Origin of the sequence: Mycolicibacterium sphagni, assembly GCF_002250655.1 — a bacterium.
Lineage (GTDB): Bacteria > Actinomycetota > Actinomycetes > Mycobacteriales > Mycobacteriaceae > Mycobacterium > Mycobacterium sphagni.
In genome coordinates this window covers 319787-332512 of sequence record NZ_NOZR01000003.1, presented here as the reverse complement: position 1 = coordinate 332512, position 12726 = coordinate 319787, and the positions used below count along the sequence as shown (strand labels likewise).

12 protein-coding genes are annotated in these 12726 nt (G+C 65.7%); 6 read left to right on the top strand and 6 right to left on the bottom strand.

Annotated elements, in window-relative coordinates; translation table 11 throughout:
• Nucleotides 1-256 precede the first annotated feature (256 nt).
• Complete coding sequence (locus CG716_RS05800) at nt 257-1288, bottom strand: LLM class F420-dependent oxidoreductase (RefSeq protein WP_094477319.1); 1032 nt, start codon at nt 1286-1288, stop codon at nt 257-259.
• Between the two features lie 62 nt (nt 1289-1350).
• Between CG716_RS05800 and CG716_RS05795 the strand changes: the two genes are divergently transcribed.
• A complete protein-coding gene (locus tag CG716_RS05795; protein ID WP_094477317.1) occupies nt 1351-2850 on the top strand; it encodes an acyl-CoA carboxylase subunit beta in 1500 nt (499 codons plus the stop codon).
• 32 nt (nt 2851-2882) lie between these two features.
• Here the strand turns inward: CG716_RS05795 and CG716_RS05790 are convergent, their stop codons facing one another.
• Genes CG716_RS05790 through CG716_RS05780 form a run of 3 tightly spaced genes read right to left on the bottom strand, consistent with a single transcriptional unit; the run spans nt 2883 to nt 5420 of the window.
• Nucleotides 2883-3929: a TIGR03857 family LLM class F420-dependent oxidoreductase gene (locus tag CG716_RS05790; protein WP_094477315.1), complete on the bottom strand. Its 1047-nt coding sequence runs from the start codon at nt 3927-3929 to the stop codon at nt 2883-2885.
• Between the two features lie 34 nt (nt 3930-3963).
• The gene (locus CG716_RS05785) at nt 3964-4338 is read right to left on the bottom strand and encodes a nuclear transport factor 2 family protein (protein WP_094477313.1); all 375 of its coding nucleotides are present in this window, start codon (nt 4336-4338) and stop codon (nt 3964-3966) included.
• Nucleotides 4338-5420 carry a phosphotransferase gene (locus CG716_RS05780; RefSeq protein ID WP_094477311.1) on the bottom strand — a complete coding sequence of 361 codons (1083 nt, stop codon included), beginning with the start codon at nt 5418-5420 and terminating at the stop codon, nt 4338-4340. The genes CG716_RS05785 and CG716_RS05780 overlap by 1 nt, the downstream gene beginning before the upstream one ends.
• A gap of 26 nt (nt 5421-5446) precedes the next feature.
• On the opposite strand from CG716_RS05780, the gene CG716_RS05775 reads away from it, so the two are divergent.
• Nucleotides 5447-6055: a TetR/AcrR family transcriptional regulator gene (locus CG716_RS05775; protein WP_165774032.1), complete on the top strand. Its 609-nt coding sequence runs from the start codon at nt 5447-5449 to the stop codon at nt 6053-6055.
• On the opposite strand, the gene CG716_RS05770 is transcribed toward CG716_RS05775, so the two are convergent.
• Together CG716_RS05770 and CG716_RS05765 are read right to left on the bottom strand one after the other, a co-directional pair.
• Nucleotides 6043-7152 (bottom strand): alpha/beta hydrolase family protein, encoded by a 1110-nt coding sequence (locus CG716_RS05770; protein WP_094477307.1) that lies wholly within the window; start codon nt 7150-7152, stop codon nt 6043-6045. The genes CG716_RS05775 and CG716_RS05770 overlap by 13 nt on opposite strands.
• Complete coding sequence (locus CG716_RS05765; protein ID WP_094477305.1) at nt 7152-8762, bottom strand: flavin-containing monooxygenase; 1611 nt, start codon at nt 8760-8762, stop codon at nt 7152-7154. The genes CG716_RS05770 and CG716_RS05765 overlap by 1 nt, the downstream gene beginning before the upstream one ends.
• 98 nt (nt 8763-8860) lie before the next feature.
• On the opposite strand from CG716_RS05765, the gene CG716_RS05760 reads away from it, so the two are divergent.
• From CG716_RS05760 to CG716_RS05745, 4 genes are all read left to right on the top strand, one after another.
• Complete coding sequence (locus tag CG716_RS05760; protein ID WP_094477303.1) at nt 8861-9784, top strand: LLM class F420-dependent oxidoreductase; 924 nt, start codon at nt 8861-8863, stop codon at nt 9782-9784.
• A 123-nt stretch (nt 9785-9907) separates the two neighbouring features.
• Nucleotides 9908-10912 (top strand): aromatic ring-hydroxylating oxygenase subunit alpha, encoded by a 1005-nt coding sequence (locus CG716_RS05755; protein WP_094477301.1) that lies wholly within the window; start codon nt 9908-9910, stop codon nt 10910-10912.
• Nucleotides 10909-11517, top strand: a complete 609-nt coding sequence (locus tag CG716_RS05750; protein WP_094477299.1) for an isochorismatase family protein — start codon at nt 10909-10911, stop codon at nt 11515-11517. Before CG716_RS05755 ends, CG716_RS05750 begins: the two co-directional genes overlap by 4 nt.
• Nucleotides 11517-12719 carry a cytochrome P450 gene (locus tag CG716_RS05745; protein ID WP_094477297.1) on the top strand — a complete coding sequence of 401 codons (1203 nt, stop codon included), beginning with the start codon at nt 11517-11519 and terminating at the stop codon, nt 12717-12719. Before CG716_RS05750 ends, CG716_RS05745 begins: the two co-directional genes overlap by 1 nt.
• Nucleotides 12720-12726: the final 7 nt, after the last annotated feature.

The window sequence follows — 12726 nt, the reverse complement described above, 5'->3', positions numbered from 1 at the left end:
ACCGGGCCAGCACCGCATGCGAGAGCGCCACCTGACGCCGCCGCGCAGTCTCCAACCGCTCCAACACCACAAACCGCCGCGGCGGCGACAACACCTCGAGATCGACGGCACCGAGACGCTCGACAACATCGTCGAGCTCCCCCAACAACCCATCGATCGAACACATATTCGAATACTATGTCGAGCCACCGACAGAAGATGACCCCGAAACCCCACCTGTGGATGAACCCGAGACTGTGGAAAACCTTCTACGCGTTCAGGATCCGGTCCGCACCTCGTCAAGGAACGCACGCACGGTCTCCTCCGACGCCGAGGCGGGCAGCCCGACCATCACCCGGTCGATGATGCCGTCGCAACGCTCACGCAACGCCCCCGCCAAACCATCGAGCGGTGCGACAACGGCGAACGTACTCAGGATCTCGTCATCGATCAGCGTGGCCATCGCGTCCCACTGGCCTTCCAGTGAAAGCCGATGCAACTCGGTCTGCAACTCGCCCCAGCCGTGCAGCTCCAACACCTTCCGGTACGCGGGGGTTGAAGCGTAGAACGCGATCTGCTTTCGGGTACCCGCGGCGGCCGTGGCGATCTCGGCCTCGTCAGCCCCGGTCACCACGAACACCGGTGCCATCACCTGGAAGTCAGCACGCGCGCGACCGGACGTCGCCATCCCCCGCTGCAAGGCAGGAATCGTCACCTCGTCGAAATACCGCTTGGTGGTGAAGGCATGCGCGATAAGGCCGTCGGCGACCTCACCGCACACCTCAGTCATCAGCTCACCCACGGCCGCGATCACGATCTTCGGTGACCCGTACGGGTGCGACTCCGGCACGAACATCGGTGTCATCAACCGGTGGGTGTAGAACTCCCCGTCGAAGCTCAGCTTGGTGCCGTCCCGCCAGCAGTCCCAAATGGCATGCAGCGCAAGGACGAACTCCCGCATCCGTCGCGCCGGCTGGCTCCACGGCATGCTGAACCGCTTCTCGATGTGCGGCTTGATCTGCGTGCCGAGCCCGAGCAGCAGCCGCCCGCGCGAATAGTCCTGCAGATCCCAGCCGATGTTGGCCACCGTCATCGGATTGCGGGCGAACGCCACGGCGATACTTGTCCCCAGTTCGATCTGGGTGGTGTGCTCGGCGGCCAGTGTGAGCGGCAAGAACGGATCGTGACTGATCTCGGCGGTCCAGCACCCGTCGTAGCCGAGCCGTTCGACCTCGCGGGCCGCGGCGGCAACGTCGGTAAGCCGGCTGATGACCCCGCGGTCGACCTTGAGACCGCCGACCTCGACCATGGTGGCAGACGCTACAGTAAGCACTTCAGTATGGTCAACGCCGCCACGGTTAGGACACGTCGATGAGCAACGCGCAGGATTGGCAGGAGACGCTCCACGACCTGAGCCGCCGCCGCCAGCACTCACACGCGATGGGCGGCGAAGAGCGTGTCGCCAAGCACCACGGCAAGGGAAAGCTGGACGCTCGAGGCCGAATCGACCATCTCCTCGACGAGGGCACCTTCCAGGAGTTCGGCACCTTGGTCGGCGGTGACATCGCCGCCGACGGACTGGTTGCCGGCGCCGGCCGCATCGACGGAACGCCGGTCATGGTCGGCGCGGAGGACTTCACCACCCTTGCCGGCAGCATCGGCCCCGGCGGCAACGCCAAGCGTTACCGGCTCGCCGAGCTCGCACTGCGTAACAAGATCCCGTTGGTGATGCTGTTGGAGGGCGCCGGTTTTCGCGCCGCAGGCGGTGAGCACTACGGCCGCACACCCACCGACCTGATCGCCCAGGCGCAGTGCTCGGGCAAGGTCCCCACCATCTCGGCAGTCCTCGGCCCGTCGGCGGGCCACGGCGCACTGGTCGCGCCGGTATGCGACTTCTCCATCATGAGTCAGCAGGGCGCGATCTTCACCGCCGGCCCCCCGGTCGTGAAAGAGGCTACCGGAGAGGATATTTCGAAGGAGGACCTCGGCGGGCCGGGTGTCGCGCTGGCGAGCGGCGTTATCCACAACTACGCCGAGACCGACGACGCCGTGCTCGACGACATCCGGCGCTACCTGTCCTACTTCCCTTCCAGCGCGTGGTCATATCCCCCGACCCGGCTGTACGACGAGGACGCTGGTCTTCGCCCGACCCCAGAGCTGGTCGACATCATCTCCCGGGACAACCGCAACATCTACGACATGCGCACCGTCCTCGACGTCGTCTTCGACGAGACGGACTGGCTGGAGATCCAGCCGAAGTTCGGCAAGGCCATTATCTGTGCCCTGGCGCATTTGGGCGGATATCCGGTCGCTGTCGTCGCCAATCAGCCCACCCAGATCGCCGGGTCCATCGACTCCGATGCCGCGGACAAGGCTGCCCATTTCATCATGGTCGCCGACTCGTTCCACCTGCCGCTCGTCTTCCTGGCCGACAATCCGGGCATGCTTCCGGGTAGCCAATCCGAACGCAGCGGCGTACTGCGCAGCGGGGCAAGGATGTTCGCCGCTCAGACGGCTGCAACGACACTGAAGCTACATGTCACCCTGCGCAAGGCCTTCGGGTTCGGTTCGATGGTCATGTCGCTGCTGGGGTTCGACAATCAGGTGGCGACGTTCGCCTACCCGGGCGCCACCATGGGCGCGATGAGCGCGGCCGCACTGGGCCGGGCCTCGCACGCCGACGAGGACGTCACCGAGATCCTGAAGAAGATGGAATTGGAGGCCTCGTACCGCTCGGCCAGCCATCTCGGCTTCGACGAACTGATCGCGCCGGAGGAAACCCGCAATGCCCTACTTCTGGCGCTTCAGCGCGGCATCTTCAGCCGTCAGGAGGTTGCCGAACCGGTGAGCCGCACCGTCATCACGCCGTAGCGTCACAACCGTTTGAGGCCGGGACGATTCGACTACTTGTCAGACGCGCGGTAGGCCGCGACGACCGGCTCCAGCTCGTCGGGGGTGGCGCCGTGCAGGATCACCGCGTCGGCTCCGTAGTCGAATTCCTTGCGGATCCGGTCGACACACTCACTCGCAGACCCGGTTGCCGAGGGCTCCAGCCACTCGTCGGGAATCAACGTCGCGATGTGCTCGATCTGGTCGGCGGTGGCCTTGTGATCAATACCGCCGCCGACGGACTGCACGACGGGGTCCGCCCGGAACCGTTCCAGCACAGCAGGATCCCAGCCATTCGTGTTCACCAGGAGATCGCCGTAGCCCTGCAGGTAGGTGGCCAGCCGCGCGACCGTCTTTTTCAGCCGCAGCTCCTCGGGAAGGTGGTCCCCCACCGTCGCGAAGCAGGACCACACCCGCACGCTGTCGGGATCTCGCCCGGCCTGCTCGGCGGCATCCTTGACGGTCTTGACGCTGCGCGCCAGCGTCTCAGGGGTGAAGTAGGTGTGCAGGATGACGTCGTCGAACTGCCGCCCACCGAGCTTGAGCGTCTCGGGTCCGAACGCCACCAGAGCAAGCCTGATGTCCTCGTTGAAGTCCGGGTCCAGGAACAGGATCGAGTACTTCCCCAGCGGCCCATCGTGGTTGAAGATCAGCTCGCCGTGCCACAACCGCCGCATCACCTGCGCGAAGTCTTCCATCTGCGCGGTGGTCACCGGCGGAATGCCGAACGCGCCATAGATCGCCGCGATACCGCGGCCGATACCGAGCGTGAACCGGCCCCCCGACAGCCGGTGCATCGTGGTCGCCCACGACCCGGTGATCAGCGGGTGCCGGGTGTTGTGATTGGTTGCCGCCGTGGCGATCTGCATCTGGCTGGTGACGGCCAAGGCCGCGCCCACCAGTGACGACGCTTCCTTGACGTTCCAGCGTTCGGAGATGAAGCCGGTGCCGAAGCCCAGCTCCTCACCCCGGCGCGCCTCCTCCATCAGGGTGGCAGGGCCTTCCCCGCCGGCGCCGGCCAGCAGGTAGTAGCCGAGTTCATCCAGCACGCGCGTGTTCATCCCCATGTCGCTTCGCTCCTGCCCGCCGTACCGCTCACGCCCAAACTCCTTGTTTGTAACCGCAGTTCCACACTTCGGTGATTTTTCCGTCGACGACACGAAAGATCTCCATGCTGCCGACGGTCGTCTCCATGCCGTCCTTGAGCCTCATCGGCGACTGGTAGACGATCGCGACATGCTCGCCATCGTCACCGGCGACCACCACGTTGAGGTCGAACCGGATGGACTCGAACATCTCCAGGTGGTCGACGACGCGCTTGACGGCCTCCTCATGGGTGAGCACCACCGCTTCACCGACCTCGTGGCGAATCACGCTGTCACCCAATAACTCCTCCGCTAACGCGATATCGCGGTCGTTCCAGACCACCAGGTTGTACAACTCGACGACCTCACGCGCCGTGCGGGTCATCAGAAGACCTCCAGTGCGTCGATCTCAGCGATCGTGGCCACCGCCCGATCGGTCAGGGTCAGGCACAGCGCGCGTGACCGTTCCGGTAGCGCGTCCCAGCCGATCAGCGTGATGACGGGCAGCAGCATCAGGAAGGCGGTCGCCAGCCGGTAATGCCGCCACGCCTCGTCGAACGAATACCCGATGTCCCCGAGCTCGTCGAGGTAACCGCGAAGCAGCGCTTCGTCCTGGCCACGGCGCATCTCGGTGGGCAGTCCCTGGCTGACCAGATAAGCGACGTCGACCGCCCCGGCGCCCACTTCGGCGAATTGGAAGTCCACGACTTTCATTCGGTCACCGGCGAAGAACATGTTGTCGGCTCTGATGTCGCCGTGCAACAGCATGGACCGCTCGGTCAGCCCGGCCAGCGCGGTCGCCGCATGATCGGAGAATCGCTCGGCGAAGCGGGCGACGGATTCTGGAACCGGCGCCTCGGAGCGCGCACGGTAGATGTCCCAACCGGGCCCGAAGGCCGGCACTAGCAGGTCACGGACCGCCGGCATGTCGAGACTGGGAAACAGCTGCAGCACTGAAGTATTCGACGGTTGCACTGACCACGCGTGAAGGCCGGCCAGTTGCGCGATGCACAACCGGGCCCGTTCGATCGACAACCCCGCGAGGTGGTCGGCGTTGTCCCAGTCCTGCAGGTCCTCCAGCAAGAGCACGAAATCAGCGCAGTCGTCGGCGATGCGCGCGGCGTAGACGTGCGGAGTGTCGATCGGCGCGCGGCCGGCGATGTCGCGGTAGAACGCGAGTTCCCGCCGATAGCCGCCAAGCAGTTCCATCGCGCCGCGGGCTTCCGACTGCGCAGCCAGCTTCACGATTATCGTCGCGGGCAGGCCAGGACTGCCGGTCAGGTTGAGTCGATACAGCAGCGACGAGAAGCCGCTGTCCTCCGCGATCCGCTCGGCGACCACCTCACTGACGACGGCGTCGTCAGGAATCGTCGAATCCGCACGCAGCGCTTCGGTGAGCCAGGTGGGATCGACGGCGTCGATGCCGGACGGCACCGCTGCCGTGGCTGAAGTCACCTCCCGAAACATAGTTGTCGTGTGTTTAATATGCAAGGGTGCCATCTCCCGCACGCGGATTGACGCAACCTGAACGGGTCGAGACCTCTCGGCGCCGGCTGATGGAAGCCGCGGCCGAGCTGATCGTCGAGAAGGGCTGGGAGGCAACCACGGCCGCCGAGATCGGCCGGCGCGCCGGATACAGCCGCACGATGGTGCACGCCCGCTTCGGCGGCAAGGAAGCCATCCTGGAGGACTTCCTGCAGGAGTATGTCGGACGGCTCAATCCGAACCCCAACCCCGAGGCGACGGGTATGGACCAGGTGCTCGGGCACATCGACCGCATCCGCGACCTGTACGCCCACGACCCCGATGTGTTGCGTGCGATGTTCGTCTCCACGTTCGAGGCGATGAAGACCACCTCGCCACTGCGCGAACGAGTCACCGACCAACTGGCCGGCGGCGTGGCCAACGTGGCAGACGGCCTGCGGAAGGGTCAGCGGGACAAATCCGTTCGCCGCGATATCGATGTGGACCGCGCCGTCGGCGACATCTCGGCCGTGTTCTTCGGCATCGCCTTCCTGTGGCTCGCACTTCCGGCCGGCTTCGACCTGGACACCGAGTTGGCGCATGCCCGCACCCGCATCGTCCGCGACTACGGCACCTGAGACAACGCCCCCAGGAATAGCTCGGTCTGCGCCTGCACCGCTCCGGAGAACAGATGTCCGACGTGCCCGCCATCGTGCCAGTACAGCTCGCCGCCCCACCGCTCGTGCAGGTCCAGCGCGCACTGCCGGTACGCCATCTGGTCATGCCAGGCCCCGACTATCAACCGTCGCTCCGGTGGCGGCAAGGGGTGTACGGCCAGCGGGTCGATCACCGACGTCACGTCGGAGACGATGTCGGATGCCATTGCCGCACCGACGATCTCGGCCGCCGACCCCCAACGGTGCAGATGCCGGGCGATCATGCCGTTGAGTCCGAGAATCGGGGTGTAGAGGGCCACCGCGTCGACCCGCTCGTCCAAGCCGGCGACCAGGGCGGCGACCGCACTGCCCAGCGACAATCCGGACAGCGCTATCGCCGTCGAGTCGGGCTCGATCCACCCGATCACCGCCCGCACCTCCGAGACGGCCCTGACCATCCCGGCGACGTTGGCGAGCGGATCGGTTCCCGGGTAGGCCGGCCAGCGATCCTTCCGCGGCCCGTGCCCCGGCTGGACAGGCATCGCCACGTTGAAGCCGAGCTCGCGGTGAATGCGTCCGACCCGGGCGACCACGATGTCCGACATTCCGCCCTGACCCGCGCCGTGCACCCAGACCAGCCACGGCCTCGGCCCGTCGTCGTGACGGAACAGCACCACCTCGGCAGCCGCCGGCCCGTCATGCCCCTCGGCCGCCAGAGCCGAAACCAGCTGCGGGTCATGGTCGTAGCTCATCCGCTCATACGAGAGCACCCCGGCGTTGACGGGCCGGATGCCTTTCACCTGCAACGGCTGAGGATCTCGATGCACTCCGGCCACACCCAGTGCGGCCAATTCGGCTGCCACCCCGGCGTACTCGTCGACCGGCCGGCTCAGTTTCGGCGGCGAGGACATCAGCGTCATACCGGTCACCACGAGCTCGTCGAGTGCCACCTCGACGACCTGGCGCATGCCGCGCCCGGACAGCGGATTCCAGTCGTCCGACTGCTGCAATGCGCTCACGGACCGGGGCAGCACACCACCGAGTTGAGTCGCCAGCCGATGCGCGTTGGCCAGCCCCATCACGTCAGCTTGAAGCCGACGTAACCGCCGTCGGCGATCTCGTCGCAGCGCCGACGGTATTCGGGGATGCCCGCCGTGTAGCCCATGTACATCCGTTTCTTGCCGGGAACGTTCGCGCCGTTGTACCACGAATTGCAGGTCGGGTGCACCAGCACCGTCGGTGCCACAAGAGATGTGGTGTGTTCGATCCACTCCTGCTGTGCGGTCGGCAAGGCGTCGATCGTCCGGTAGCCGTTCGCCTTCAGGTAGGCGATGCAGTCGCCGATCCATTCGATGTGCTGCTCCAGCGCGGCGACGAAATTCGTCGCTGCCGAAGGACTTCCCGGACCCTGCACGGTGAACAGATTGGGGAACCCGGCGACCGCAAGCCCGAGGTAGGACACCGGCCCTTCGTCGGCCCACACGTCGCGCAACACGGCACCGCTGCGGCCGCGGACGTCGATGCGGGTGAGTGCTCCGGTCATCGCGTCGAAACCGGTGGCGTACACGATCACGTCGAGGTCATAGTGCCCGCTCTCGGTGTCGATACCGTCGGGGGCGACCACTCGGATAGGGTCCTTGCGCAGATCCACCAACGTGACGTTGTCGCGGTTGTAGGTCTCGTAATATCCCTGGTCGATGATCGGGCGTTTGCATCCGAAGGGGTGGCTGGGGACCAGGGCCGCGGCCGTCTCCGGATCTTTGACGATCCGTGCGATCGCCTCGCCGTACAGCGTGGTGGCCATCCGGTTGGCCTCGATGTCGAAGAAGATGTCGCCCCAATTGAGGGCCCCCATCACCCCGTGCTCCTCGACCGCGCGCTGCTGTTCCTCCCGGGTGGCCGACTTGATCGGCGGGCTGACCAACATGTCGATCAGGACCGAGAACGCCGACAGCCGTGCCGCACCCACCGGATGCTGGCGCTGGGCTTCGCGGATCTCGCCGTAGCGCCCCTTCATCTCATCGAGCTCACCGGGCTCGAACGCCCGCACTTCCCATGGCAATGTGAAGGCCGGCGAACGCTGGAAGACGAAGAGCTGCTCGGTGTCCCGCGCGATCACCGGGATCATCTGCACACCGGTCGATCCGGTCCCGATGACGCCCACCCGCTTGCCGGTCAGGTCGACGCCGCCCTCGGGCCATCGGCTGGTGAACAGCGACTCCCCGGCGAAACTCCCCATACCGGGAATGTCGGGTTCCAGCGGAACCGACAGGATGCCGGAGGCGGCGACGACGAAGGGCGCGACGAACGTCTCGCCGGTGGCAGTCTCCACCGTCCAGGTCGCACTGTCCTCGTCGAACGTCATCGCGATGACATCGGTGTTGAAGCGGATGTCGCGACGCAGGTCAAGCCGGTCGGCGACGAAGTTCAGGTACGCCTCGATCTCGGGCTGAGCCGGCATGGTCTCGGTCCAGACCCACTCCTGCTGGATCTCCTCGGAGAAGCTGTAGGAGTACTCGATGCTCTCGATATCGCAGCGCGCACCCGGGTATCGGTTGAACAGCCAAGTGCCGCCGACATTTTCGGCCCTCTCCAGCGCCTGGCCCCGAAGGCCGAGCTGTCGCAGCCGGTGCAGCATGTAGAGACCGGAGAACCCGGCTCCGATCACGAGCACATCAGCACTGTCCATCGACGGACCCTTCTCTCATCGCACAGCGGATGCTACTGTAACTATTACAGTATTGGAACCGGCCAGGTCGCCGGATCCCCGAAATCCTCAGGCGGGCGATGCGGTACACCCTCGAATATCCGAGCGAGCTACCCACCGCCCCCGACGATTTCCTCGAGCCACAGGTGATCCGCGACGTGGCGGCGCGGGCCGAAGCGGCCGGGTTCTCCGCGATCGCACTGTCCGAGCATCCGGCCCCATCACTGAAATGGCGGCGGGGCGGCGGCCACAACACTCTCGACCCGATCGCGGCACTGAGCTTCATGGCCGCAGTGACCACCGACATCAAGCTGATGACCAACCTGTATGTGCTGCCGTTCCGCAATCCGTACCTGTCCGCCAAGTCGCTCGGGAGCCTCGACATCCTGTCCGCCGGCCGGTTGATCGCCGGTGTCGGAGCCGGCTACCTGCGCTCGGAATTCGCCGCGCTCGGCGTCGACGTGGACGACCGTGCACAGCTGCTCGACGAAGCGTTGGCAGCGCTGCGTTCGATATGGACGGACCCCGAAACCCCGTTCAGCGGTATGGGATTCACGGCAACCGGCCCGATGTGGCTGCAGCCACCCGTGCAGCGGCCCCATCCGCCGATCTGGATCGGAGGTAACTCGGCAGCCGCACTACGCCGGGTAGTCGACCACGGCAGCGGGTGGATGCCGATCATCGCGCCCGCGGGCATGGCGTCGGCGATCGGCACCGCCGCACTGGAGGACGCCGGTCAGTTCGGCGTACGGCTGGCCCGGCTGCGCGATGCACTGGCTGACGCCGGGCGCGATCCGCTATCCGTCGACGTCCAGGTGATCTGTCCGTGGATCGACGTCGACGACGACTCCTCGCTGCGCCAAGCCGCCGATGTGCTGGGCGAACTCGCCGCGCACGGAGCGAACTGGGCTGTCGCCCACGTCGAGGCGGACACCCCGCAGGCGGCTACCGACTACCTCGACGCGTTCGGCGAGGCCGTCATCGCCGCCGATCTCGTCAGCTGAACCGCAGCAGGGTTCGGGTCGGATGCAGCGCCGCGATCGACCAGCGGACGCCTCCATTCGGGCCAGCCTGAAAGCACTACTGTAATACTCTTAGTACACCCTTGAGTTGGGAGGAGGCACCGCGTGAAAGTTCCGTTCACGTGGAAGGTCACCGGCTGGTTCATGATCGGCTGGTCGGCGGAATACGCTGTCGGCGACGTGCGGCCGCTGCGTTATTTCGGCGAAGATCTGGTCATCTACCGCGACCAGTCCGGCGAGCTGCACGTGCTGGAGGGCCACTGCAAGCACCTCGGCGCGCACATCGGGCATGGTGGCACCGTCGTCGGCGACTGCGTCGAGTGCCCGTTCCACGGCTGGCGGTGGGGACCCGACGGCGCCAACACCTACATCCCCTACCAACCGGACCGGCCCAACAAGGGCCTTCACCTTCGGGCCTATCCGGTTGCTGAACAGCATGGCTGCATCTTCCTGTGGCACCATCCGGGCGGCGAGCCACCCCGGTGGGACCTGCCCGACATCTTCACCAAATTTCCGCAGTTCCCCGTCGATCCGGACGACTATTACCGGCCCTACCCCGAGTTCTCCCGATTCGCCGAGAACGAGCCGGTGCATCCGCAGATCGTGGCCGAAAACGGCCCGGACAGTGCGCATTTCCACTACGTGCACCATGCGACGGTCACGCCGGTGTGCCTGGACTGGGAAGCGGTCGACGAAGAGTGGCGGTTCCTCACCGGCTGGCCCGACGCCCGCAGCGACGACCCGAACACGATGGCGCTGCGTATCCACAGCCACTTCTCCGGGCTGGGGTTCGCGATCAGTGCGTTCGAAGGCTCGTCGAACCACCGGCTGATCTTCGCCTGCACACCCGTCGACGACGAGGTGTCCAACATGTTCTATTCAATCTGGTGGCCACGAAAAGCCGCTGACACCAGTGACATTCCCCCCGAAGACGTCAGGCAGCGGGTGGAGAAGCAGTATCTCGGAACGGTGTGGGACGACCTCGAGATCTGGCGCTACCAGAAGTACGTCGAGCATCCCGCGCTGGCCAAGGTCGACGCGAAACCCTATATGGCGATGCGGAAGTGGGCGTTGCAGTTCTACGACGTCGACGCGGCGGCCCCAGTATGAAACCCGATCTCGTCGACCCGGCCCACACCGTCATATTGACCCAGGAGTTGCAAGGCGCGGTGGTCGGACCCGACGCCGGGCTGGCAGCGCTGGCCAGGGAAGCCGAGCGCGAGGCGCTGCCCAACATCGCCCGGCTGCTGCCGGCGGCGCGGGCGGCCGGCGTGCAGGTGGTGCACTGCCTGGTGCAGCGCCGGCCTGACGGTCTCGGCTCCAATAACAACGCCAAGCTGTTCGCCATCGGCGCCAGCGGGGTTGACATCGCACCCGGCAGCGCCGGCGCGACGCTCCTGCACCAATTCGGCCCCGAGCCAGACGATCTCGTGCTCAAGCGCTGGCATGGCCTTGGACCGATGGGTGGCACCGACCTCGACGCGATCCTGCGGAACCTCGGCGCGACCACCATCGTGGCCGTCGGCGTGTCATTGAACGTCGCGATCCCCAACCTGGTGATGGACGCCGTCAACGCCGGCTACCGAGTCGTCCTGCCACGCGACGCCGTGGCCGGCGTACCCGCCGAGTACGGAACGGCCATCATCGACAACACCCTGTCACTGCTGGCCAGGGTCACCACCACCGACGAGCTGCTCGCGATCTGGGGGACGTGATGGACACCGACACCGCCGTGCCACCGCTGCCCGCCGACTACCTCCGCAACCCCTACCCCTTCTTCGCCGAGATGCGCAGGGCTACCGGGATCTTCCGAGGCACCGTCATCGACCATTCCAAGACTCCCGAGTCGCTTCGCCCCAAGAACGAGTACGCCGCGGTGTCCTTCGACGCCGTCAACAAGGTGTTCCGTGACGGCAAGGTGTTCAACTCCAAGATCTACGACTCGACCATCGGCCTGTTCATCGGCCCGAGCATCCTCGGCATGGAAGGCAAGGCGCACTGGGAGCATCGCAACCTGGTCTCGGCGGCATTCAAGTCGAAGTCGCTGTCGCGATGGGAGCCCGAAATCGTGCGGCCCATCGTCGAGGGCCTGATCAACGAGTTCATCGACGCCGGTGAGGTGGACCTGGTCCGGGAGTTCACCTTCGAGTTCCCCACCCGGGTCATCACCCGGCTGCTCGGACTGCCCGAGGAGGATCTGCCGACGTTCCGGCGCCGCGCGGTCCAGCTGATCAGCTACGCGGTCAACTACGAGAAGGCATTCGAGGCCTCTGCGGCCCTCAAGGAATATTTCCTCGAGCAGATCGACAAGCGCCGGTCCACCCCCACCGAAGACGTCATCGGCGATCTGGTGACCGCCGAGATCGACGGCGAAAAGCTCAGTGACGAGGCGATCTACTCGTTCCTGAGGCTATTGCTGCCCGCCGGCCTGGAAACCACCTACCGGTCGTCGGGCAATCTGCTCTACCTGTTGCTCACTCACCCCGAGCAACTCGCCGCGGTCCAGGCCGACCGAGCTTTGATCCGCCCCGCGATCGAGGAGGGCCTGCGCTACGAGACACCACTGACCACGGTCCAGCGGTTCGCCACCGGAGACAGTGAGCTGGAAGGTGTTGCGATACCCGCTGGTTCGGTGGTCGACGTGTGCATCGGCTCGGCCAACCGGGACGAACGACGTTGGGACAGGCCGGAAGAGTTCGACATCTTCCGCACGCACATGCCGCATATTTCGTTCGCCGCCGGTGAGCACACGTGCATGGGCTTGCACCTGGCGCGGATGGAAACCCGGGTGGCGCTCGAGTCACTGCTGGATCGGCTGACGAACATCACTCTGCGCAACGACGACGATCCGCACATTCACGGCCAGCCGTTCCGGTCACCCACATCGCTGCCGGTGACTTTCAACGCCGTCCGGTAATCGCCAG